Annotated in this window: 20 protein-coding genes and 2 pseudogenes; 4 read left to right on the top strand and 18 right to left on the bottom strand. The window is 69.4% G+C overall.

Annotated features, from left to right (window positions below; all coding sequences use genetic code 11):
* Positions 1–20 precede the first annotated feature (20 nt).
* Complete coding sequence (locus OO71_RS01300) at positions 21–1,601, top strand: N-acyl-D-amino-acid deacylase family protein (RefSeq protein WP_033287679.1); 1,581 nt, start codon at positions 21–23, stop codon at positions 1,599–1,601.
* 2 nt (positions 1,602–1,603) lie between these two features.
* On the opposite strand, the gene OO71_RS01305 is transcribed toward OO71_RS01300, so the two are convergent.
* The 12 genes from OO71_RS01305 to OO71_RS01365 form a co-directional block, all read right to left on the bottom strand.
* Complete coding sequence (locus OO71_RS01305; RefSeq protein ID WP_033287775.1) at positions 1,604–2,485, bottom strand: alpha/beta fold hydrolase; 882 nt, start codon at positions 2,483–2,485, stop codon at positions 1,604–1,606.
* A 114-nt stretch (positions 2,486–2,599) separates the two neighbouring features.
* A complete protein-coding gene (locus OO71_RS01310) occupies positions 2,600–3,862 on the bottom strand; it encodes an MFS transporter (protein WP_084144632.1) in 1,263 nt (420 codons plus the stop codon).
* A 165-nt stretch (positions 3,863–4,027) separates the two neighbouring features.
* Positions 4,028–5,647, bottom strand: a complete 1,620-nt coding sequence (locus tag OO71_RS01315) for a PucR family transcriptional regulator (RefSeq protein ID WP_033287777.1) — start codon at positions 5,645–5,647, stop codon at positions 4,028–4,030.
* A 46-nt stretch (positions 5,648–5,693) separates the two neighbouring features.
* Entirely contained in the window at positions 5,694–6,821 is a 1,128-nt protein-coding gene (locus tag OO71_RS01320) for an NAD(P)/FAD-dependent oxidoreductase (RefSeq protein ID WP_033287680.1), read from the bottom strand.
* A 447-nt stretch (positions 6,822–7,268) separates the two neighbouring features.
* A complete protein-coding gene (locus OO71_RS01330) occupies positions 7,269–7,538 on the bottom strand; it encodes a hypothetical protein (RefSeq protein ID WP_033287682.1) in 270 nt (89 codons plus the stop codon).
* A 51-nt stretch (positions 7,539–7,589) separates the two neighbouring features.
* Positions 7,590–8,462 (bottom strand): carbohydrate ABC transporter permease, encoded by an 873-nt coding sequence (locus OO71_RS01335; RefSeq protein ID WP_084144633.1) that lies wholly within the window; start codon positions 8,460–8,462, stop codon positions 7,590–7,592.
* Between the two features lie 9 nt (positions 8,463–8,471).
* Positions 8,472–9,428: a carbohydrate ABC transporter permease gene (locus OO71_RS01340; protein WP_245633533.1), complete on the bottom strand. Its 957-nt coding sequence runs from the start codon at positions 9,426–9,428 to the stop codon at positions 8,472–8,474.
* A 5-nt stretch (positions 9,429–9,433) separates the two neighbouring features.
* A complete protein-coding gene (locus tag OO71_RS01345; protein ID WP_033287780.1) occupies positions 9,434–10,270 on the bottom strand; it encodes a metallophosphoesterase in 837 nt (278 codons plus the stop codon).
* Positions 10,271–10,284: 14 nt separating this feature from the next.
* Entirely contained in the window at positions 10,285–11,022 is a 738-nt protein-coding gene (locus OO71_RS01350; RefSeq protein ID WP_033287683.1) for a tyrosine-protein phosphatase, read from the bottom strand.
* Positions 11,019–12,386 (bottom strand): ABC transporter substrate-binding protein, encoded by a 1,368-nt coding sequence (locus OO71_RS01355; protein ID WP_033287684.1) that lies wholly within the window; start codon positions 12,384–12,386, stop codon positions 11,019–11,021. Before OO71_RS01355 ends, OO71_RS01350 begins: the two co-directional genes overlap by 4 nt.
* 22 nt (positions 12,387–12,408) lie before the next feature.
* Entirely contained in the window at positions 12,409–13,521 is a 1,113-nt protein-coding gene (locus OO71_RS01360) for an ABC transporter ATP-binding protein (RefSeq protein ID WP_033287685.1), read from the bottom strand.
* Positions 13,522–13,673: 152 nt separating this feature from the next.
* The gene (locus OO71_RS01365; protein WP_033287686.1) at positions 13,674–14,534 is read right to left on the bottom strand and encodes a MurR/RpiR family transcriptional regulator; all 861 of its coding nucleotides are present in this window, start codon (positions 14,532–14,534) and stop codon (positions 13,674–13,676) included.
* A gap of 875 nt (positions 14,535–15,409) precedes the next feature.
* Here OO71_RS01365 and OO71_RS51875 point away from each other — a divergent pair.
* A pseudogene (locus OO71_RS51875) lies at positions 15,410–15,514 on the top strand (hypothetical protein); the annotation flags it as partial.
* 91 nt (positions 15,515–15,605) lie between these two features.
* Complete coding sequence (locus OO71_RS51880; protein ID WP_033287687.1) at positions 15,606–15,833, top strand: SDR family oxidoreductase; 228 nt, start codon at positions 15,606–15,608, stop codon at positions 15,831–15,833.
* A 395-nt stretch (positions 15,834–16,228) separates the two neighbouring features.
* On the opposite strand, the gene OO71_RS01375 is transcribed toward OO71_RS51880, so the two are convergent.
* The 3 genes from OO71_RS01375 to OO71_RS01385 are packed head-to-tail and all read right to left on the bottom strand — an operon-like array spanning position 16,229 to position 18,371.
* Positions 16,229–17,389: an MBL fold metallo-hydrolase gene (locus OO71_RS01375; protein WP_211260417.1), complete on the bottom strand. Its 1,161-nt coding sequence runs from the start codon at positions 17,387–17,389 to the stop codon at positions 16,229–16,231.
* Entirely contained in the window at positions 17,386–17,685 is a 300-nt protein-coding gene (locus OO71_RS01380; protein ID WP_033287688.1) for a hypothetical protein, read from the bottom strand. The genes OO71_RS01375 and OO71_RS01380 overlap by 4 nt, the downstream gene beginning before the upstream one ends.
* A gap of 23 nt (positions 17,686–17,708) precedes the next feature.
* Positions 17,709–18,371, bottom strand: coding sequence for a DJ-1/PfpI family protein (locus tag OO71_RS01385; protein ID WP_169776508.1), 663 nt, complete (start codon positions 18,369–18,371; stop codon positions 17,709–17,711).
* An 823-nt stretch (positions 18,372–19,194) separates the two neighbouring features.
* On the opposite strand from OO71_RS01385, the pseudogene OO71_RS48370 reads away from it, so the two are divergent.
* A pseudogene (locus OO71_RS48370) lies at positions 19,195–20,179 on the top strand (IS110 family transposase).
* Positions 20,180–20,712: 533 nt separating this feature from the next.
* Here OO71_RS48370 and OO71_RS01400 read toward each other — a convergent pair.
* From OO71_RS01400 to OO71_RS01410, 3 genes are read right to left on the bottom strand one after another with little or no spacing between them, the layout of a single operon-like run.
* Positions 20,713–21,921, bottom strand: a complete 1,209-nt coding sequence (locus OO71_RS01400) for a pyridoxal phosphate-dependent aminotransferase (protein WP_033287691.1) — start codon at positions 21,919–21,921, stop codon at positions 20,713–20,715.
* A gap of 38 nt (positions 21,922–21,959) precedes the next feature.
* Positions 21,960–23,468: a sodium:solute symporter family protein gene (locus OO71_RS01405; RefSeq protein ID WP_156096110.1), complete on the bottom strand. Its 1,509-nt coding sequence runs from the start codon at positions 23,466–23,468 to the stop codon at positions 21,960–21,962.
* A complete protein-coding gene (locus OO71_RS01410) occupies positions 23,465–23,746 on the bottom strand; it encodes a DUF3311 domain-containing protein (protein ID WP_033287692.1) in 282 nt (93 codons plus the stop codon). Before OO71_RS01410 ends, OO71_RS01405 begins: the two co-directional genes overlap by 4 nt.
* Positions 23,747–24,174: the final 428 nt, after the last annotated feature.

The raw sequence follows: 24,174 nt of genomic DNA on the forward strand, positions 1-24,174 counted from the left end.
AGCGGAAACCAGGAGGGCAGATGTCGTTCAGTCTCGTAGTCCGGGCCGGGATCGTCGTGGACGGGACCGGGGCGCCGCCGTTTTCCGCTGACGTCGCGATCGACGGCGACCGGATCGTGCGGGTCGGCACGGTTCCCGAGGGCGACGGGCCCGAGCTGCGGGCGGACGGCTGCGTGGTCGCGCCGGGGTTCGTCAACGTGCTCAGCCATGCCTACTATTCGCTGCAGCAGGATCCGCGCGGATTGTCCGATCTGTACCAGGGCGTCACCACCGAGGTGTTCGGCGAGGGACATTCACCGGGGCCGGTGTCCGGGCGGCTGCCCGCGGTGCTCGACGGCAGGCCGGTGGCAGCCGGGGTCCGGACCGGCTGGCACCGGCTGCGGGACTTCCTCACGCACCTCGAATCGACCGGAGTCGGGCCGAACGTCGCCAGTTTCGTCGGGGCGGAGAATCTGCGGGCGATCCACGCCGGGGCTGACCGTCGCGCATTGACCGAGGACGAACTCGCCAAGGCGTGCGCACTCCTCGACGACGAGCTCTCCGACGGCGCACTCGGGCTGGGTTCCGCGCTCATCTACGCGCCCGGCAGCTACGCGTCCACCGAGGAGCTCGAAGCGTACGCTCGCGTGCTCGCCAGCCACGACGCGCTGTACATCTCCCACATCCGCGACGAAGGCGACCGCATTCTCGACGCCGCAGGCGAACTGGTGGGCATCGCGCGGCGGACCGGCGTCCGGGCGGAGGTCTACCACCTCAAGGTGACCGGGCGCGCCAACTGGCCACTGATGCCCGCAGCCGTGAAGCTGATCGAGGAAGCACGGGCCGAAGGTCTGCAGGTCACCGCCGACGTCTACCCGTACGAAGCCGGGTGCACCGACCTGGCCGCCTGCATTCCGCCGAAATTCCACAGTGGAGGGATGGCGGAACTGCTGTCCCGCCTGGCCGATCCGGCATCCCGGCGCGAGATCCGCGCGGCAATCGCCGCACCGGCGGCCGATTGGCAGAATCTCTACCGCGATTCCGATGGTGCGGAAGGGATCGCCCTGCTCGGGAGTGCGCACCAGGGCGCCACGCTCGCCGAGGTCCACGAGCGGCGCGGCGGCGGGGATCCGATCGAAACACTCCTCGACCTGGTCGTCGAGGAGCCGGGTCTCCTGGCCGCGTACTTCGCCATCTCCGAGCCGAACATCCGTCTCGCACTCGCACAGCCCTGGGTCTCGGTGGGCTCCGACGCCGATGCGCCGTCGGCTGTCCCGCCGTTCACCGACGCGCCCACGCACCCGCGCGCGTACGGCACGTTCGCCCGTGTGCTCGGCCATTACGTGCGGGCGGGCGTGCTCTCCCTCGAGGAAGCGGTCCGCCGGATGACCAGCCTCCCCGCGCACCACCTCCGGCTCACCGACCGCGGCCAGGTCCGCGAAGGCGCCTTTGCGGACCTGGCGATCTTCCGGCCGGAAGAGGTGCGGGACCTGGCGACGTACGAGAATCCGCACGCCTACGCCGCCGGGATGCGGCACGTGCTCGTGAACGGGGTGATTGCGTTCGCCGACGGCAAGCCGACCGGCGAACTGGCCGGCCGCGCCCTGAGGCGCGGCCGGTAAGCTCAGTGGACCTGCTTCGCCAGGTCTTCGACCGCCTTGATCACCACATCCGGCCGGTCGAGCGGGACGTCGTGGGAACTGCGCTCCGCGAGCACGTAGTTCCGGTTCGCCGCCGCGTGCACGAAATCCTGCTGCGCCTGCCGCCACAGCTGCGCGTCCTCGGGCGTCGGGAACGGCGTGTCCGCGGAACCGACCACGGTCACCGGGATCGCCGACGGCCAGGTCAGCTGGTGATAGGCGGTGTGCACCGGGCCGTAGCCGTCAGCCTGGGCGATCAGCTGCCGCGTCTGCCGCGTGGACGGCGCCTTCTTCACCTCTTCCAGCTGCTTCTCATTCAACGCCACCAGCTTCGCCGTTTCCGCAGGCGTGAAGAATTGCGGCAGATTGGCGTCGACCAGCACCGCTGCGGCAACCGGATGGCTGCGGGTATACGAAAAAGCGACTTCCCCGGCCAGCGAATGCGACACGAGGATCACCGGTTTCGTGACCCCGAGCTGCGTCAGCCCGGCCGCGAGGTCGGCCGCGGCATTGTCGGCCCGCCACGGCCCCGGTACCTCGTCGCTCTTGCCTTCCCCGGCCCGGTCGTACGCAATCACCTCGGCCCCGGTTTTCGCCGCCAGTTCCGGAGCGACCTTCTTCCATTCCGTCGAATCCATCCCGCCGCCCGCATCCAGGACGATGGCCGGTTCGTGGCCTGGCGTAACGGAAAACGCCAGGTTGTGCCCATTCACCGGGACGACGTGCTCCTGGGGAACCGCCGGCGCCGGAGCAGGTGCGGGTCCGGCTTCGGCACTGCAGGCGGTGGCCCCGGCAGCAACGGCCACCACCACCGAGGCCACCACGGGCCTGCGCAGCCACTTCCGCCGGGGATCAGAATCAGTCACCGAACTCCCTTTCACACCAGGAAAACTTCCTTGATCAGCATCGCAGCGCTTACGCGGGAAGACGATGCCGCTGCCCACCTATTGCGCGGTAGGGACAACCCCACCTCGTTTGCGTCATCCGGCAAACACCAGCTGGTCCGCCCGGCGCGGGACGCGTAACGCCAGCCCGGCCGACACCAGACCCGCCGCCGCGAGCAACCCGAACCCGGCCGCGAACGAGAACCGGTCCGCGAGCAGTCCGATGAGGAACGGCGCGGCGACCCCGGCGACCTGGCCGCCGAAATTGAAGACACCCATTCCGGCACCCACGTGCGCCGACGGCAGCGTGCGCATCGGCATCGCGAGCAACGCCATCGTCGCCAGCCCGCCGATGGTGATGGCCAGCGTTTCGTACACCACGAACTCGGTGGTGGTACCCGCGAACGTCATCAGCACCAGCATGGCCGCCGAGCCGAGCATCGTCAGGAAGAGATACCAGCGGGCCCGGGCGTGGAAGTACCGGTCGAACAACCAGCCACCGGCAATCGACACGAGAAAGTTCGCCAGCATCGGAATTGCCGCCACGATCCCGGTTTCGCCGATCGAGAGCCCGCGGCTGTCCATCAGATAGCTCGGTACCCAGGTCATCAGCCCGTAGGAGGTGAAGTTCAATCCGCAGAACATTCCCGCGAACAACCACACCTTCGGCGACCGCAACACTGCCCGGCGCGCCGCCCGCACCGGCACCTCCGGGTCCGGCTGCCGCGATTCCCGGACCGCGCTCGGCAGCGGCCGCGGAATGAACGCCCACAGCAGCACCCCGATGACGGCGCCCCCGCCGGCCAGCCAGAAGAACGAGCCCCGCCAGCCGAATGCGGCCAGCAGCGGCGCGACGAGCAAGGGCGCGACGACCCCGGCGATCCCCGAGGACGACATCACCACGCCGAGCACGGTCGCCCGGTTCTGCGGCGAGGTCCGCTCGGACACCACCTTGAACGCCGCCGCCGGGAAGAATCCCTGGCACGCCCCGAAAGCCCCGCGTACCAGCAGCAAGAGCGCGAACGTCCCGGCGATTCCGCTCACCGCGGTGAAGCCCGACCAGAGCACCAGCGTCACCAGCAGGACCAGCCGGGACCCCACGCGGTCGGCGAGGATGCCCGCCGGAATCTGGCAGACCATATAGACCACGGCGAACACCGTGACCAGCAAGCCCTGCAATGCTTTCGACACGCCGAACTCCGTGCCGATCGCCGGGAGCAGCATCGCGATGCCCGCCCGGTCCACGTAGTCGATCGTGTAAGCCAGGCACACGATCACCGCGATCGTGATCCCGGTGCGCCGGACCCGGTGTGTTTCCGGCCCGGTCCGGCGTCCGCCGCCGAGCAGCATGTCGTTCATGATTTCGGGCGGCCTTTCCTCGAACCTGACTCCGTTGTCGGATCCCGGAGGGGCACCGCGCAGGTGCCGTCGATGGAATTCCAGGCTAGAGGCGCAGCGGCACGGACGGTTCGGCGTGCCGGGAGAACCGGGCGGCCGCGGTTGGTGACCGGGAACGAACCCCGGCTATCCGCGCAGGACCCGCAGTTGCAGCATCGCGGCGAACCGCTGCTCGCTGTCGGTCAGGTCGATCCGGCCGACCTCGGACACCCGGCGCAGGCGGTAGCGGAACGTGTTCGGGTGGATGTGCACTGTTTCGGCGGCCGTGTTGACCTCGCCGAGCGCATCGAGCCACGCGGCGAGCGTCGCCACCAGATTGCTGTGATGACGCTCGTCGTAGGCCTGCAGCAGCGCGATCGCGCCGGTGGGCACGTCGCCCTGCGCGACGGCGGCGTCGCGCGCTTCGAGGATCACCACGTCGGCGTGCACCTCGCTGAACCGGGCGACCACGCCGCCCTTCCCGCGGGCCCGCAGGACCCGGAGAACCCGTCCGGCCCGGCTCCGCGCGGCCGCGAGCTCGGTGAACCGGTGGGCACACGGTCCGACGGCGAGCACGGCCTCGCCACTCGTCCCGAGACGGCCGAGAAACGTCCGCGCGATGCCCGCCGCGCGGTCCTCCGGCTCGGCCACCTCGTCCCCGACCGGCAGCAACCCGTACACCACCTGCTCGACCAGCGCGACCGCGCTGCGCGGATGCACGCCCGCCAGGTACATCGCGAACCCGTCGCTGAGCCGCTGCCGCTCGGCCTCCCGCCGGGTCTCCGCGACCACCGACGACGCACCGTCCTCGAGCAGCGCGAGCGCCAGTACGACGACCGGGCCGCCGGCCAGCCCGAGCCGGTCGAGCGCCGCCCGGCCACCGGCGCCCCCTTCCAGCGCGGTGCTGAGCAGGCCCGCCCGCAGCCTGCGGTGCACATCGGACCCGGCACGCACCCTCAGCAGGTGCAGCGCAGCCAGTTTCGCCGCGTCGGTCAGTGCGGCGCTGCGCTCGGCCGACAACGGCTCGTGCACCGCGGCCCAGATCGACCCCAGCACCTCGTCCCCGGCCCGGACCGCGATGGCCGCGCGAGGCATCAGTCCCGGCGGCAGCCCCGGCAGCCCGGGGTCCACGTCGACCGGCCGGTCGCTGCCGAAAAGCTCGTCGAACACGCCGTGCCGGGCAAGCACGTCCAGGTACCGCTCCGGCACCTGCCGCCCCAGCACCGTCTCGACGCGCGACTGGTCCAGACCGAGCTGCCCATCGGAAAACGCCAGCAGCCGCGACTCGCGGTCCTCGATCGTGACCGGCGCGTCCAGCTGCGCGGCAATGGCATTCGCCAGCGCGAACAGGTCACCGGCCGGAAGCCCGCCGAGTGTCTCGGCGTCCATCGCGGACAGTCCGCCGCCACCGAGCGCCGCCTGCAGCCGTTCGGCCAGCTGCATCCACGGCACGTCCGCGGCCGCGACGAGCAGCACGACACCGGCTCGTTCCGCCGCCCCGCGCACTTTCGCGCCGGCCGGTGCCCGGACCACCACCGCCGCGGCGCTGCCGATGTTCCCCAGCATGGACACCATCTCGTCCGGGTCGTGCACCCCGACCGCGAGAACCACCGCGCCCGGCGGGATCTCCGGCTTCTCGGCGGCGTCGTAGATCACCAGGTCGCCGACCTCGCCGACCTCGCCGACCCGCTGCGGCTCCCCCGCCGCCGGCTCGAACAGCGTCCCGCCCAGATCTGCCAGGACCTTCGGCAGGCTCACCCTCGTCACCCGGTCACGATAGGTGCGGCCGCGCGACGCGAGCAAGGTCGGCAGGTCAGCCCGCCACGGCAAAGCGGCCCGCCCCGACCAGGTCGAGCGAAACCCCGGCCGCGGCGACGTCCGCGGGCACCGCCTCGCCCCGCAGGACCGCCGCCCCGAGCCGGGCCAGCGCCGGGGCCGTCTGCACGCCGAAACCGCCTTGGCCGGCAAACCAGAAAAGCCCGTCGGCGCGCTCGTCGAAGCCCACGACCGGATGCCCGTCCGGCGCGAAACTCCGCAACCCGGCCCAGGAATTCCGGACATGCCGGACGTTCAGCACGGTGGCTTCGTTGATCGCGTCGAGACCACGGGCGATGGCGACCTCGTCCGGCCGCGCATCACACGGCGCCATCGGCGTCTCATCCGCCGGGGAACACAGCAGGTGCCCGCCTTCCGGTTTGAAGTAGAACTCCTCGTCGACGTCGGCAGTCAACGGCACCCCGGTGACGTCGCCCGGCCCGCTGACAAGGAAAATCGTCCTCCGCAGCGGACGAACGCCGATCGGGGCGGCCCCCGCCAGCCGCGCGACCCCGTCCACCCACGCCCCGGCCGCGTTCACCACCACCGGTGCCTCGTAGCTCTCCCCCGCGGCGTCGGTGACCGTCCACACCGGACCCCGGCGTACCAGGGAAACCACCTTCGCGCGAGTCCGGATGATTCCGTTGCGCTGCCGCAGCCCCTGCACATAGCCCTGGTGCACCGCATGCACGTCGATCTCCATGGCGTCCGGCTCGAACAACGCCAGCTCGGCGTATCCGGGCCGCAGCAAAGGATTGAGCTCGCGCACCTCTTTGTCGTCCACCAACCGAACGTCCGGGGACCCGATTCTGATCTCCGCCTGCATCCGCTGCAGCACTTCCGCCCGCCCCGGAACCGCCGTCAGCAGCAGCGCCATCGGGCGAAGCAGCTGCTGCCCGAACGGCAGTGGAGGACTCTCGTAAAACACGCGGCTCGCCCTGGTGAGACCCCGGATCTGACCGTCCCCGAGGCTTTCGACGAACGTCGCCGCCGACCGGCCGGTGGCATGCGCCGCGAGCGCCGGTTCCCTCTCCAGCACGCCCACCGCCCGGTCCGCCGCAAGTTCGTACGCGAGCGAGACCCCCGCAATCCCCCCGCCGATGATCAGGACGTCATACGACCGCACAGGTGCCTCCGTCTCCGCCGGTTCCCCCCAGACTGCCGCCGGCGCCGGAAAGCCGCATCGTACCCCGCGATGAATCCCCGGGCCGGAATTCGGTGCCGGTCACCAACCACCTCGGCCGCGGCAGCGAACTGTACGACGTCCCGGTGGACCACCTTCGCGACCTGCTCCAGATCAATGGTGACGAACTTGCCGAAACGGGTTTGCATCTTCGAGAACGACGATCCACACCAGATCACGTGCTGTGTCCAAGCGGGCGAAGAACCCATTCGAACCGAGCGGCCCTTCGCCGCACACCAGCCAGCCGTCCGGAAGCCGGACCTCCGCGGAGGCATCAATTTCCATGACGTAGTCAGGGTCTTTGAGGATGTCGTCGAGATCGAGAAGTGTCCCGAAGGTACCCTTGCGCTGAACGCGGTACGGAGCGCATCCCCGGTGCCAGGCGGATGTCTACCGGTGATCACGCGTGGCGCCCTCGCCATTGGGATTCCGGTACGAGCGATCCGAGCCGAAGCAGGTGATCGGGTCAGCGGGCATGAAGAACCAGTGCCGGTCGATGCAGTGCACCTTGGCGTGGAGGACGCCGCCGATCCGGGATTCCCATTCGATGGTGGCGACATTGCCGCATTCGGGACAGGTCACCAGGTGTACCGCCCAGTGACAGTCGGCCGCTGGCTCGCGGGCAACTGTGCTCGCATACTTGTGCAGTTCGTCGTCCATACCGGGTAGACGAACGCCGCGGCCACAACGTGAGCACTGAGTTCGCCGCCGCTACCGCAGCCCGGACCGGACAAATGCGTCCATCACCTGCCTCTGCAACACCAAATACAACGCAAAAATCGGCAAGCACGCAATCCCGGACGCCGCCATCACCGCGCCCCAGTTGTTGCCCTCCGCGGACAGGAAGCCGCGGATTCCGATCTGCAGCACGGAATCCGCGCGCTGCAGGACCAGGGCCGGCCAGAAGTAGTCGTTCCACGCGGAGATGAACAGCAGGATCGTCAGCGACGCCAGTGCGGGCCGCAGGTTCGGGACCACCACCGTCCACAACGTCAGCCACGACGAGCGCCCGTCCATCCGGGCGGCGTCCAGCAGTTCGCGCGGGAATGCCTGCAAATGCTGGCGCAGCAACATGATCCCCATCGTCGAGCACAGGGTCGGCACCACCACCCCGGCCAGTGCGTTGAGCAGGCCGAGCTGCGACAAGTACACGTAGTTCGGGATCATCGTGACCTGGAACGGCACGAGCCACGCGCCGACCAGCAGCAGGTACAGCAGCTGCCGTCCGGGGAAGGTCCAGGCGACGAACGCGTACGCGGCGAGCAGGGCCACCACCAGCTGCAGCACACTCGTCGAGGCCGCCACGAGGAACGTGTTGCCCAGCATTTTCGCGATCGGGAGGACTTTCCAGACGTACTCGTAGCTCTGCCCGGACAGCGGCCACGGCAGCCACGCCCCGTCGAGCACGTCGGACGGGCGGCGCACCGACGTCGAGTACATCCAGTAGATCGGGAACACCGCGAACACGGCCAGCGCGAGCAGCACCAGATGCCCGGACCAGGAGCGGCGGCGAGTGGTCTCCCCCACCGGCCGGTCGTCCGGCGGCGCCAGTTCCGGCAGGGGGTCCAGTACGGCGAGAGGCATCGGTCTTCCTCAGTTGTCGTAGAAGCTGAGCTTGTCGGACAGCCACACGAAAAGCAGTGCGACGAGCCCGAACCCGGCGAAGAACACCGTCCCCGCGGCGCCCGCGAACCCGGCGTCGAAGTTGCGGAAACCGGATTGCCACAGCAGGTAGTAGACGTTCGTGGTGGCTCCGTCCGGGCCGCCCTCGGTGAGCAGGTCGATGAGCGGGAAGGTGATCTGCACCGACAGCAACGTGGTGGTGAGCACGAGGAACAGCACGGTCGGCGACAGCAGCGGCAGCGTGATCCACCGGGTGATCTGCCAGCGGGACGCGCCGTCGAGCGAGGCGGCGGCCGGGTAGTCGGCGCTGATCCCGGTGAGCCCGGCCGAAATCACCAGGGTCGCGAACCCGAGGAGGCTCCACCCGGACACCACGATGATCGCACCGATCGCCGCGTGCTCGTCGCGCAGGAAGTTCACCGGCGCCATGCCCAGCAGGCCGAGCACGCCGTTGACCGGACCGCTCTGCGGGTCGAACAGCCAGCGCCACACCGCCGCGCTCGCCACCGGGGTGACCAGCGTGGGCAGGAAAATCAGTGCCTGGTACACCGTCTTCGCGCGTCCGCGGACCCGACGCGTCAGCAGCCCCGCGATTGTGGGGAGCACGACCGTGAACGGCAGCAGCCCGACGATGTAGACCAGGGTGTTGCGGACGGCCTGACCCAGCTCGGGCATCGACAGCACCCGCGTGTAGTTCTCCGTACCGACCGGGGTCATCGGCGAAGTCGGCAGAAGATTCCAGTGGTAAAAGGAAAGCTGGAAGGTCTGGAGCAGCGGCCGGTAGGTCCACAGGCCGAGGAACACCAGCGCAGGCGCCAGGTACAGCAGCGGGACGAGCCAGCCGCGCAGGCGCCCCGCCGCCGAGGGCCGCGAGCTGCGCCCCTCGGCGGCGGGCACCGGCACGGAGTCCGGAGCGACGACGAGCACGGCGCTCAGTGCGGCTGACCGGCCAGGGTCAGCAGCTCGCTGACCTTGACCTCGTAGACGGTCCCGGCCGGGGACACCGGGACCGAGGTGGCCGTCGCCAGGTCCGGGTAGACGTCGACCCGCGTGCACGCCGCACCGACGACGCCGCGGAGCACCTCCGGGCCGGCGAACCCGTCCTGGGTGTAAGCGGTGGCCCCGCTGATCCACACCGGGATTCCGGCCAGCACCGTGGCCGCGGCGTGGTGGGCGTGCCCGCTCAGCACGATCCGGACGTCGGTACCCCGGATGACGTCGGCGAGCTCGCTGGTGTGGCGGAAGCCCAGCTCCTCCATCAGCGGTACGGCCATCGGCATCGGCGGGTGGTGCAGGGCGAGCACGGTCCCGGCGGGTGCCGGGGTGGCGAGCTCGTCGCGCAGCCAGTCCAGCTGGCCGGTGGTGAACTCGCCGTGGTGGTGGCCGGGAACGGTGCTGTCCATGACGATCACGCGCAACCCGTCGTACTCACTGCTGTGGTCGTACGGCTCGATGCTCGGCTCTTCCCCGAGCAAACCGGTGCGGAACGCGGCCCGCTCGTCGTGGTTGCCCATCATGAACAGCACCGGAATGCCGGTGCGTGCCGTGAACTCGTCGACGATCGCGCGCAGCCGCCGGTACGCAGCCTGGTCAGCAGTGTCGGCCAGGTCGCCGGTGAGCACGACCACCTTCACCGTGCCGAGTGCCTCGACCCCGGCGAGCGCCGCGGTGAGGTTCGCGGTGGTGTCGACCTTGTCGTGCAGCAGTGCGCCCTCGGGAACGATGTGGGTGTCGCTGATCTGGACGATGGTGTGCGTAGGGGTGCTCATGATGTCCTTTCCGGTCACAGGTTTTCGACCAGCGCTGTCCGCAGCGCGGTCAGTTCTTCAGTGGGCACACCGTGCGTGTACAGGTAGTTCTCGACGCTGCCGTGGGAGCGGTCGATCCGGTCCAGCGTGCGCAGGATCAGTTCGGGCGGGCAGGAGATCAGGTTGTCCTGCACCCGTTGCGGTACCCCGTATCCGGCCAGCCGGGCCTGCGCCGCTGCGACGAACTCGCGGCCGAGATACTCGCCGGTGAGCGCGTAGTCGGCGGCGATGACGTCGCGGTCCACCCCGGCGATCGTGAGGACGAGCGCGACCAGGACACCGGTGCGGTCCTTGCCTGCCGTGCAGTGCACGAGCGCGGGCAGCGCGCCCGGCCGCGCGAGGTCCCGTACCACCAACGCCAGCTGCGCGCCGAAGTCGTCCACCATCCGCTCGTAGACGGTTTCCAGCTCGGGATGGCCGCCGGAGCCCATCCGGCCGTCGAACACCGGCCGCGCCAGCACCCGGGGCTGCGGACCGGAGAAGGGATCGGGCGCGTTCTCGCGTTCGGCCGGTTCCCGCAGGTCGATCACCGTGCGCAGGCCACGGCGGATGAGCTCGGCGACGCCCGCTTCGTCCATTCCGGACAAAGCGTCGGCGCGGAACAGCTGCTGCCAGCGGACGGTACCGCCGCCGCGGGTCGGGTAGCCCCCGACATCGCGGACATTCCAGGTGCCGGCCAGCGGGAGATGCCGGGAACTGTCCACAGTGGTCATTTCGCCATCAGCTCCTGACCACGGACCTGTGCCGCGGTCAGGGTGCTGCGCACGTCCGCGCCGCGGTACACCACGTTCTCGACCGCCTGCAGCATCAGGTCGCGGACCTGCACGTAGTTGTCCCCGGGCAGCGATACCCACGGTTCCAGCCGGTCCAGCTGTGCCAGGTTCGGCTTGATCATCGGATGCTGGTCGGCCCACGGCTTGAGCGTCGCCGGATCGTCGACGAGCCCGGTGCGCAGCGGCAGGTACCCGATCTTCGACGAGATCTGGGTGTAGGCCTCATCGCTGGTCAGGAACGTGATCAGCTCCCATGCCGCACGCTGCTTCGCCTTGTCCTCGGAGAAGATGAACAGCCCGGACCCGGAGTTCGTCGGGATGGCGGGACGGGTACCGAACGAGGGTTCCTGCGCTGCCCGCAGCTCCCATTTCCCGGTCGATTGCTGCTGAAGCGTGCCCTGCAGCGCGCTCGACTCGAGCAGCATGCCCAGCTGCCCGCGGCCCATCGCCTCCATTGCCTGCGCCTGCGTGAAGTCCGGCGTCGCCCCGGACTTGACCATCTGCTGCATCGTGGCGAGGGCGTCCGCGGCGGGCCCGTCGGCGAAGCTGAGCTTCTTGCGGTCGGCCGACAGCACCGCCCCGCCGTTGGAGCGAATGACCGACTGCAGGCACCAGTCGCCCGAGGTCTTGGTGAAGCAGTCCGCGTACGCGCCTGCGGAACCCGTCGCGTTCTTGATCGCGAACGCCGCCTGCTGGACCTCGGCCCAGGTCGACGGCGGTTTGGCCGGATCGAGCCCGGCCTTGCGGAAGAGGTCGGCGTTGTAGAAGAGCACCGGCGTGGAGAAGACGTACGGGAGCCCGTAGGCCTTGCCGTCCATCGACGCGAGGTTCCGGGCGCGCTCATGGATCGGATGCGTGCCGCCGAGGGCGTTCTGCACCGCATCGGCGCCCACCAGATCCGCCAGTGGCTTGGGTTTGAGCTTCGAGACGACGTAGTCCAGATCGCCGAAGGTCAGCTGGGCGACGTCCGGCGCCTTGCCTACCATGAGCTGGCTCTGCACGCTCGATACGGTTCCGGTGGCCGCGCTGCCCCCGCCCTGCGGCGGCTGGCCGTGCACGGTGATGTTGGGGTGCTTCCGCTGGAACCGCGCGAGCAGGTCGTTGACGGTGGTGGTCCAGGTCCCGGCGGTGGCGAGGTTGTAGCTCTCGAAGGTGAGGTCGACGTGCTGGCTCGCGTCCAGTTCCGGGACCGGCGCGACGGCGTTGCTGCTGCTCGCGGTCGCGCCGAGCCCACCGCAGGCAGTGGCGGACAAAGCCACGGCGGCGAGCAGTCCGGCCGCGCGGGAGCGGCGAAGGGATCTCATGGAATTTCTCCTCAGACAGGGGTCAGGCGGCGGCCAGGACGGTTTCCGGCTGCCAGACGAGCCGGCGTCCGCTCGGCGCGTCGAAAAGGTGGATCCGGTCGGCCGCGGCCGTCAGGGCGACCGGCTCACCGGGGACGACTCCGAGCGGGCGCGGGCCGCGCACGGCCACGGTGGCGTCCCCGACGGCGCAGAGGGCGACCTCTTCACTGCCCAGGTTTTCCAGCGCAGCCACGGTTCCCCGCAGCAGCGGGCGGGTACCCGGCTCCTCGGTGAGCGGGGCGAAGGACAGGTGCTCGGGCCGGATGCCCAGCACCACTTGCTGTTCCGGCGTGGTTCCGGTCCACAGTGGAACGTCGACGGCGTCGGCGAGCACCCGCACGCGCTCGCCCATCGTGCGCGCGGTGGCCGGCAGAAGATTCATCGGCGGCGACCCGAGAAACCCGGCGACGAACACCGACGCCGGCTCGTCGTAGACCTCCGCCGGCGTGCCGACCTGCTCCAGCCGCCCGCCGTCGAGCAGCGCGATCCGGGTCGCCATCGTCATCGCCTCGACCTGGTCGTGCGTCACGTAGACGAACGTGGAACCCAGCCTGCGGTGCAGCGCAGCCAGTTCCGCGCGGGTGGCGGTGCGCAGTTTGGCGTCCAGATTGGACAGTGGCTCGTCCATCAGGAATGCACTGGGTTCCCGTACCAGAGCCCGGCCGAGGGCCACGCGCTGGCGCTGCCCGCCGGAAAGTTCCTTGGGGCGACGGCGAAGCAGCTCGGACAGGTCGAGCTGGGCGGCCACTTCGGCGACCCGGTCGCGGATCTCGGCGCGCGGACGGCGCCGGACCCGCAGCGGGAACCCGATGTTGCCGGCCACCGTCAGATGCGGGTAGAGCGCGTAGCTCTGGAAGACCATCGCCAGGTCACGCCGTTTGGGAGCCAGATTCGTCACGTCCCGGCCGTCGACGGAAATCCGGCCGGCACTCGGCGCGAGCAGCCCGGCGATCATCCGCAGCAGCGTCGTCTTCCCGCATCCGCTCGGGCCCAGCAGCGCAACGAAGTCGCCGTCGCCGATCTCCAGGTGCACCCGGTCGACCGCGGTGACGGCGCCGAACCGGCGGGTGAGGCCCTCGAGCTGAATCTGTCCCACGACGCTCCCTCCATGAATCCGCGTTCCACAGATTTTACGATCTCTGGTACGCGCTTACACGGGAAGTGTCGGCGAAGGACGTGAACAGCGGGTGGCGCGCGGCTGAGGATTCCGCGACGCCCCGGACAGGATTACCCCGGCCCGGGTGAACCTCAGCTACGCCGCGTGTCCGACGTGATGACCTGCCACACCTCGTCGAGGACCTCCGACGACCGGTCCGGGCGGCGGAACCCGGCCGCGAGCTGAAGGGAAACCAGCAGCGCGAGCTGCGCCATCGGGCCCGCGAACACGTCGTTGCGCTGGAAGGGCGCGGTACCGGTGACCAGGGTGAGGTCAGCGAGCGCGGTCAGCGGTGAGTGCGTCAACGAGGTCACCCCGACGAGCGTGGCCCCGGCCTTCGCCGCGGCTTCGGCAGCGCGCAAGGTGACTTCGTTGACCCCACTCGAACTGATCGCGACGCAGACATCCTCGGCCGTGAGCAACCGGCAGACGATCTGCTGGCTGATCGCCTCCGCCGGCGCCTCGGCAATGAACCCGTTGGCAGTGAACCGAAACGCCGCCGCCTGCGCAACGAACCCGGACCCGCCATTGGCGACGAACACCACCCGCCGAGCCGCAACGAGCACGTCGACCGCCTTGCGCAACGCAGCAGGCTCGACCGCCCCCATCCCCCCGGCGAGAACCCCACCGGCCGTGGCGAACACCGCCGCCGCAATCGTCTCCGGCGAGTCCCCCGGCCCGAACTCCGGACTGGCCGGCTGGGCCGCGTTGCCGGCGTCCCGTGCCAGCAGCAGCCGCAACTGCTGAAACCCGCGAAAGCCCAGATGCTGGCAAGCCCGCACCGCCGTGGCCGACGACGTCCCCGCCGCCGCCGCAAGATCGGCCACCGACCAGTCGATGACCTCGGCAGACCGGGCCAGCACCACCTCGGCGACCCGCTGCTCACTGGGCAGCAAGGCGGGCAACGCAGCCCGGATCACGGCGAGGGTGCTGCCTGCAGGCTGGTCACTCATGGCACATACATACCACCGTGGAGGGACGTGGGGGTGGCGATTGCGCGGGGATGTGTACTGCGGGAGATCCGGCACTCACCAGACCAACCTGACGAGAGCACCGACGATGCCGACGAGCAACACGGCAATCAACCCGATCCCGACGAGGATCATGAGATCCCGCAATCGGGTCCGCGGCCACCGGCCGGGGACTCTCCGACGAGATCGGACCGGGATGCGGGAACCGTCCGGCTTCCATGCCGCGTTACAACCGGAGCCGTCCGGAAGCCACCTGGAACAGCCCAGGAAAAACCCGTGCCGCCCCGCGGTCCGGCGCACCATGCCACGTCGGCACCACGGACACCGGCCTCCGGCTCGCACCCTCCGCCCCATGACAGCAATGATGCCAGCCTTGAGGGCGCCAGCGTCGCGACGGTGTCCCGGAGATCGTCTTCCGGCAAACCGCCACCTCGCACCGAGGCCAGGACCCGCGCACGCGGCATCCGTCCCGACTCCGAACCCGTCACCGAAATCGTCGGGGACACAGTGGTGCAGCTGAAGGACGGACGGCAGGTACCCGTCGACGCCGCCCGGGCATCTGCTCATCACCTCGCACGCGGACTTGCCGCCCTGGGGCAACGTCCCCCGCGACCTGTACCGCTTCCTCAGCACTGACGAGGAAAGCACGCAGCTCGCACTCGACCCGGAACAATGGGACATCCCGCACGCCGAAACCAGGCCACGGGAAGCAACCGGACCGGACGGACAACGCGATCATCCTGGCCCGGCGCCGGTGATCCCCGCTGCCGCGGCTACTCCGGAGCGGGAAAGCTTGTCCCGCTTGATCGTCAACCGGTCGAACCATGACACAGCCGCCGACGGAAAGCGCGCAACGCATGCAGTCCGCCCCTGCCTCCACAGTGGACGGCAAGGTGGCCGTGGTCACCGGCGCCAGTTCCGGCATCGGCGCCGAGATCGCCCGGGAGAGGCACCGGGCGGGTACGAAAGTCCTGCTCGTCGGCCGCAATGAGCAACGACTCGAAGCGTGCTCGGCGGAGCGCGTCGACACCCTCAGCGTCGGCCTTGCCGGCGATGCCGCACCGGACACCATCATGGAGCACCCGTCGGACCGTTTCGGCCGAGGGACAGGTACTCGCGGCCGCCCCGGCAGGCAGGGTCGGCGACATCGCCTCCGCCGTGGTGTTCCTGGCCTCCCCCGCCGCCTCGTACCGCCAAGGCTCGAGCCTCGTGATCGACGGCGGATGGATCGACGGCGGATCCGGAATGATCGCCGGGGAGATGGCCGGGGCATCGAGCTGATCTTCGGCGCCGGGGACTCGGCGTTGTCCACAAAGGAGGTCGTGGCCGCTCAGGTCGAGAACGTCCTTTGTGGACAGCTGGGTACCGCCCGCCGAAGCCACTTCACGCCCGGCAGTGGGATCGCCTCGGCCGCGGCGAAGACCGGGACACGCCACAGCCGATATAGGGCGGCGCAAGGGACGGGCCCGGCGTCATTCCAGGCAACAGAACCGATGGTGTGGACGTTCATCACGCTGGTGGCCGGCTGCACTTGCCCCGAAGGCAGTGCCACCCGGGCAAGCCGATTCCGTGCGGACCGGGGTATCCGGCCGGTCCCGGGGCTCACGGAACGGTGCGGCGCGTTCCACGAAGAGCTCAGGAACTCGATCGCCTGCCCGCACTTCCGGTGGCGGCCATCATCGGCCCAGCGGCAGCACCTGAAGGTCACTCCCCACGATGAGCCGCCCCGAAAATCCGCGCTGGGCGTCCCGCCAGCGGTGTTCCGGGGTGGTGGCGGGGACGAGGTGGTTCAGTACCAAGGTGCGGACCGCGGCCGGTTCCGCGACGTGCGCGCCGACCTGGTCGATTGTGGTGTGCGCGGCGAGGAGGTGTTCGCGCATCGGCCCGGCTCGGTCCGGGGGCAGGCGGGTCACGAGTTCGTCGACGAACCGCGGGTCGATCACCTCGTGCACGAGGTAGTCGGCGTTGCGGGCGAGGTCGATCAGGTTCGGGCTGACACCGGTGTCGCCGGAGATCACCACGGAGCCGTCCGGCGTGTCGAACCGGTAGGCGAAAGCCGGGGCGGCCGGGTGGTGGTCGACGAGGGTCGCAGTGACCGTGACCTCGCCGTCCTGCCACACCCGGATCGGGGTGCGCAGCCGGGGCGGCCGTCCTTCGGGGTCCGGGGTCCAGATCCCGGCGAGGTCGATGTCCTGGACGTGGAACACGCTTTCCGGGCCGGCGAGGGCGCTGTCCCGTGCGCGGTCGTTGAGGTCGGCGGCAAAGGCCTGGCCGAGATGGTCCGTGAGGTCCGTGATGCCGGGCCCCGGTTCGGCGGGGCCGACGACCGGCGGCGCCGGGCGCCCGGGCGGGAACACCCGCGGCAGCGCCGGGCGCGCGGGAGGGCCCCAGACCTGGATCGGCGGTCCGGTGCGGCCGATCGCGTTGGACACGCCGGTCACGTACAGCGCCGGCCAATCCGCGACGTGGTCGCTGTGCAGGTGGGTGAAGAAGATCCCGCGGACGTTGCCGAGCAGGTCCCCCGCCGCCGGCCCCGGTGCGAGACCGCTGCGCACCAGCCGCCAGTACGCCCCGATCCCGAGGTCCACCAGGTAGATCCGGCCGTCGTGGACGACCGCGGTGGACACCCCGGCCCGGTCGGGAGTCAGCACGGTCGGGCCGCCCGCGGTCCCGAGCAGCACCACGCGGGTCCGGGCCGCGAGGCGCGCGGGTGTCGCGGCCGCCAGCGTCGTCGCGGCCGCCGCAGCGCCGACCAGATGGAGAAACCGGCGGCGACCGGGGATCCGCGTGGCGGCACGCAGGAACAGGTCGGCCTTCGAAGAACCCGTCGAGATCACCGGCGGCGCCGCCCGGCCACTTTCGACGGCGGCAGCCGGCCGGCTTTCGACGTCCCGGCAAGAACATCGCCGTCGACTGTCACGTCGAAGGCGAGGTTCAACCGCAACGGGCGATTGACGGCTTGCCGCCAGGTGAGCCGGTTGCCGTCGCGGACGAGGTCGGTGAGCTCGACCTCTTCACCGGTTCCGCTCGCGGTGCCGCGCCACCTGCCGTCCTCCTCGAACAGGTCGATGTTCGCGGTGATCCGCCCGATCGGCGTGGAGATGGTCAGCACCCAGATTTCCTTGGGAGACAAGAGCTATTCCCTTCCAGAGAGGTTCAGAAGCCGGCCGGCTCGGGTCCGGTGTTGCGCCACACGATGCCGCGTCGCTCGTGCGCGAACAACTCCTCGACCGCGTGCGCCACCCGGGGCCCGATCTCGCGTTCAAGCAGGTACAGACCGAGATCGAGCCCCGACGTGACCCCGGCGCCGCTGACCAGATCCCCGTCGTCGACGACCCGCGCCCGCACCGCATGCACCCCGGTCGCATCGAGGAGATCGAGCCCTTCGTGGTGCGTGGTCGCATACCGGCCCTCCAGCAACCCGGCCATGGCGGGGATGAGCGAGCCGCCGCACACGGTGGCGAACAGAACGTCCGGCTGCGCCAGAGCTGCCTTGAGCAGCGTGGGCAACGAGGTTTCCACCGCCCGGCCGAGCAGGACCGGAATGGTTTCCTCCGCACCGTCCACATCGGACATGTCCCCGATCGGGCCCGCCGCGCCCGGAACCAGCACCACCCCCGCCCGAGCGGGATCGAGCACGCCATTCGCCCGCAACGACAACCCGCCGGTACCGCTCACGACCTCACGGGCACCCTCGGCGGAAACGAGCTCGACCGTGACCACGCCTCCGCTCGCCATACCCCCGGCATGGAACACCTCGAACGGCGCGATGACATCGAGCGGGTCGAAACCGTCGAACAAGACAATCTGAACGTGCACACTGCCCTCCATGGCGGACCGGACTACGCCATCGACGGTAGAGCCGGCCGCACCACCCGGACACGCTGATTCATGCCAGGATCCGGCGGAAACCCGCCACCGGGAAGGCCACGCCGGCGCACGGGACCCTCGGCCGGATGCAAGACCCCGTCGACGCGGCGCGGAATGCCCCGGTGACCGTCGTGCAATTCCGCGGGGAGGACGTCCGCGATCCCGGCCGCGGGCCGGGCGGCCGTCGTGACGTAGGCGGCTGACCGATCAAGGCGCCGGGAACGGTGGCCGGCCGTCAAGACCGAGCTGATCTACTGGCCCGGCGACCTCCCGGAGTCCTTCCACGATCTCGCCTCGGCCGAACGAGCCGGCGCCGACATCGACATCCCTAGGTGCGGGCTCGGGCGAGCTTGCGTTTCACCGAGGCGCCAGCCGATCGCACCGGGAAGAGCCCAACGATCCGTGCCACTCAACGGAATCGGCGGTGTGGCTTTCGTCGACGGCGCGCATCATCGCGACGTCGGCATCGGACACTGCCGATGTGGACTCACCGTGACCGATGAACGTGGCCGGATTCGTGCCCTGCACGCGAAGGAAGTTCACCCGTTACCGGCTTCGTGGTCCCCGAGGCGGGGACCGTGGTCGCCGGGTTCGGCATGACTTTGTCCCCCTGTTGCAGGCATGATCCGGGGGTGGTGTCCCCGGGCCTGGTGGCATCGATCGACCGCTGATAGGGACAAGACCGCCGATGGCAGGCCTCTTCGCAGGCGTGGGTGCCGGCGCTCGATGCCCGACTGGCGATCACCACGGCCCTGGCTGAATGGCATGGTGCATGAGCAGCGATTTCACGGTGTTCCTCGGCTTGGACGTCGGCAAAGGCGCCCATCACGCAGTCGGTGTGACCGCCGAGGACGAGCGGCTGCACGACGGGCCGCTGCCCAACAGCGAACCGAAACTGCAGTCCCTGTTCGACAAACTCGCCCGGCACGGACGACTGCTGGTCATGGTCGACCAGCCCGCCACCATCGGGGCACTGCCCGTCGGGGTCGCCCGCGCCACCGGGCACCAGGTCGCCTACCTGCCCGGACTCGCGATGCGCCGCATCGCCGACCTCCACCCGGGCCGCGCGAAAACCGACGCCGCCCGATCGCTGCCGCACCCGCTCCGCCAGGTCGATCTCGGCGACAACGCCCTGGCCGAACTGGAGGTGCTCGTCGGGTTCGACGACGACCTCGCAACCGAAACAACCCGGATCAGCGATCGCCACCGCCCACGCGCCCCGCATAGGCAGCCAACTGGTCGACGCGATCATCTCCGCGCTCGGCGAGCAAACGGCCACCGCCCCAGCGGACCTGGTCTTCCCGCGACTGGCCGACAGCCGGAAAACCGTCCTGCAGCAACGGAAACAGATCGCCGACGAGGTCGAGAGGATACTCGATGCGCACCCCCTCTCCGAGGTCCTGCCATCGCTGCCCGGCATCGACGTCAGGACCGCCGCCCGCATCCTGCTCGAGATCGGCGACGCCTCGAACTTCAAGTCCACCGCACACCTGACCGCCCACGCCGACATCGCCCCCGTCACCCGCAGCTCCGGAACCAGCATCAAAGGCGAACACCCCGCCAGAACCGGCAACCGCGCCCCCAAACGCGCGTTCTTCCTCGCCGCGTTCGCCTCGCCGGCAGACCCAACCAGCCGCGCACTGATCTGCCTCGCCCGGCGCCGCTGCGACGTCCTCTACACCATGCTCCGCAACCACACCCACTACCAACCCGACCGGACAGCACACCTCACACCACCCGAGCCGACCGCCCCTTGACCAAACTCATCGGGACACCCCCCGCTGTACCCCGACGGCGACCGCGGAATTGCCGTGGACCAGCCCGCTCGAGGCACTGGATCGGAACGCAAGCCAGGACCTCCATGCCCTGACGTGATCGCCGAACTGGATCGGCGGTTCGGCGATGGTGCTCGAATCTATGCGGTTCACGAGCACGGCCAGGCTCCCGGCCGGGTCCTCGGCGCCGCCCTCACCGACAGCGAGTTCACCACCGCCGCGGTCGCCGCGGCCCAGCAACGGGAAAAACGCGGGAAACCTGCTTCGTCCACCAATTCGATTGGCGCGCCGGACCATTCGGCGCGCGCCACTGCGTCGAGCTGCCGTTGTCTTCGGCACTGCGGAAGCCTGGGCCGAGGCACCGCAGTTACGCGGCATCGACGCGGAATTCGTTCGGCGACCGCCTCGGCCGTTTCGTCCGCGACGGAGACCCCGGCTGGTCACCCTTCACCACCACCGACCCGACCGTTTTCCGGCTGTCCTGAACGGAGCAGCGGCCACTGCCGCAAGGAGAATTACCGGGATTTCCCCTTCACCGCGGCTTTCGGATGCCGGGCGAAGGCGTCGACCATCCGCTCGATCGCCGACAGACAGCGGTTCCGGTCCGCGAAGGTCGAATAGACCAGCCGGAGATGGTCACTGCTCCCCCAGGTGTCCCCTTCGTTCAGCAATACCGACGCTTCCCGGAGAAGGTACTCGGTGACCTCGCGGGCGTTGCCGAACGCGGAAACGTCAAGCCACAGGTAATACCCGCTTTGCGGTTTCGTATACCCGAGATCCGGGACAGTGTCGAGCATCGCGCAGATCGCGTCGGCTCGCTTGCGGTACTCGGCGCGGTAGGCCTCGACGAACTGCGGCTCGCGAAGCGCCGCCACCGCGGCCGCCTGTGCCGCCGTGCTCGGGGCGCCGAGAATGTGTGCCGCCGAGGAATGCAGGACGTCGGTGATCTCCTCGGACGCCACCACGTACCCGATCCGGTACCCGCACAGCGCCATCCCCTTGGACAGCGAGCTGATCAGGATCGTCCGCTCCGCCATTCCCGGCAACGCAGCGATCTCGGTCATCTCGCAGCCATCGAAAACGGTGTCCTCGAAAGCCTGGTCGGTGACCACGATCAGGTCATTCTCCCGGGCGAACGCGGCAAGCTGTTCCAGCGCCCGGCGGCTGTACAGCGTGGCCGTGGGATTGTTCGGGTTCGCGATCAGCACGAGTTTCGTGCGCGGGGTCAGCCGACGTGCGAACTCGTCGATGCGCAGATCGTACCCGTCCTCGGGATACGTCGGCACCGGGACCGTCACGCCGCCGGCAAGCGGGCCGATCTCGAAGTTCGTGACCCAGGACGGCGTCGGGGTGAGAATCTCGTTCTGCGCCCCGGGTTCGAGGAACGGCCGCATGGCGTGGACGAACAACGGCACCGACCCGCCGGCGACGGTGACGTTGCGATCCGGATCCACCTCCAGGCCGTTCACCCGCGCGACCCGCTTCGCGATCTCCACCCGCAGCGCACGCTCCCCGATCGGCGAACTGTAATGCGCGCCGTCCGCCTGCAAGGATTCGATCGCCGCCGCCCGGACGTGCTCCGGGGTGCAGTCGTCCGGCCAGAACGGGTCCGCGATGCACAGCATCGCCACCTTCGCCGTGTCAATCCCACCCCAATGATCGTCGGCCTCCGTGGCCCGCCGCGCGGCGTAGGCGGGATCCATGAGATGGCGCACCGATGTCATCTGACCTCCAGTCTGCAAGGGAAACGCTCGGGTTGCGATCATCGGCCGGGCCCGGCCACAGGGTGCGGGCCCGGCACGTCGTTCGCCGTGAGGCCCAGCCCGACTTCGATCGCGGCCGGCGGCGGCTTCGAGGTGACCAGGCTGACGAGCACCACCACCCCGGTGTTGATCAGCAGCGCGATCAGGCCGGCGTCGACGGAGGGCAGGTGCGTCTTCCAGAACCCGGCGGCGAACGGCGTCAGCAACGACACCGACCCGGCGACCAGCCCGGCGAGGACGCCGATCGCGGTGGTCCGCCGCCACAGGAAGCCGAGGAACGCCGCCGGAGCCAGCATTTCCAGCGCTGCATTCGCCTGAAGCAGCACGGTCACCAGCGAGCCGGAGTTGTGCAGCGTCACCCAGACTGCAATCGCCGTGATCACCACAAGGGCCACCCGCGAAACGCGAAGGTTGCCGCGGTCCGGCATCGCCGGGCGCAGGGGCTGCGCGACATTGCGCGCGAAGGTGGAAGCCGCGCTGAGCAACGTCACCGAACCCGGTCCGAGTGCGAGCAGCAATCCGGTCGCTGCCAGCAATCCGACCACCCACGGCGGGTAGGAAGCCGTGACGAAGGTCAGTAGTGCCGCGTTCGGATCGCCCCCCTCCGGCCGCGTGCCTGCCGCGAGCGCGGCCGCACCGAGAAGGATCACCAGGAAACAGGACAGTCCGTAGAGCGGCATCCAGACGTTGGTCCGGCGGATCGTCGTGGCCGTGCCTGCGGAGTAGCAGTACTGGAACGCCTGCGGCACCATCCAGCTGCCCAGCCCGACGCTCAACGACGACGTGATGAGCCAGCCGGCGGTCATCCCCGAGTGCGGGTCGCCGCCGGGCAGCTGCCACCATCCCGGATGCTCCTGCCCGGTCGTCCTGAAGACATCGGACAGCGAGGTCGCACCGACCTTGCCGGCCACCGAAACGACCAGGACGACGAGCACGACCACCATCAGGATGTCCTTCACCGTGGCGGCGAAAGCGGCGGAACGGAGTCCGGTCACCGTCACGAACGCGAGCATCACCACCCCGGCAATGACCACCGCGAGGTCCGGCGCGACGTCACTCACCGCCAGCCGCACGATCATGCTGACGCTGATCAGCTGGATCTGCACGTAGACGATCAACGCCGCGATGCCAACCATCCCGGTCACCACACCGAGCCACTGCGCGTGGTACCGCGCCGCATGGAAATCCGCCTGCGTGACATGACCGAATCGCCGGCCACTGCGCCAGATCTTCGGCATGATCCAATAACCGGCCACATACACCGCGGGCAACGTGGTGAACGCCAGGTAAGCAGGCGCACCGGCCGCCCATGCGTAGCCGGAGATGCCGAAGACAGCTGCCGTGCTGTAGGACTCGCCGGCATTCAGGAACCAGAAGAGCACGTTGCCGAACCGCCGCCCGCCGACGGCCCATTCGGTGAAGCTCGCGGAGCGAGCGCCCTTCCGGGCCGGCATGATCGCCCCGAAAGCAGTGCCGAGCACGATGGTGACGACAATCGCCTGAATCACGATGCGGCTCCCTCGCCGACGTGATCACCGGTGGTGGTCCGGGCGAGAAACTCCGCCTCTTCCCGCTCCAGGCCGCCCCGCCGGTCGAGCACGAACACCAGCCTCAGCGCCCCCACGCAGACGAGGACACCGGCCATCTGCCAGACCATCGGAAACGGCAGGCCGAGCGGGGCCCACGGGACGTCGTTGACCACCCCGGCCATCGCCAGCTGCCAGACGAGCGGCACGAGCAGCAGCCAGCGGTGCCTGCTGCTCGCTCCGGAACTGCGGGATGCCATGAGAAGTCTCCTTTTCCCGCGCGGGAAAGCTGCTCGGTACCGGGCCGGATGTTCTTTCGCCGCAAGGACTTCCGCCATGGCCGAAATCCCTCGCCCTGGCCTGCCCGCGCCAAGTTGCGAACGAACTCTCGCTGTCATCCGCCCGCGCAGCGACGGTGGATCCGACAGAATCGCTGCCCCTCACCAGAAAACTAGAGAGCAGACTTGTCGTTGTCAACTACTGCGAATATTCGCTCGCTCCAGGAAGATCCGAGGTCGACCGGTCCGCGCGCCCGGTCGTTGCCGGAATCCCACTTGCGATCAGGCAGTCGCTAATCTAGTCTCAGATACTACGAGGTAGAAGCCCTTGTCACGAATAGTCATTCGCATATTTTCACTGCTCCCTTCCACTTCGGAACACGTCCGTTCACCCGAGAGCGAGAACGAAA

This window comes from Amycolatopsis jejuensis (assembly GCF_000717335.1).
Taxonomy (GTDB): domain Bacteria; phylum Actinomycetota; class Actinomycetes; order Mycobacteriales; family Pseudonocardiaceae; genus Amycolatopsis; species Amycolatopsis jejuensis.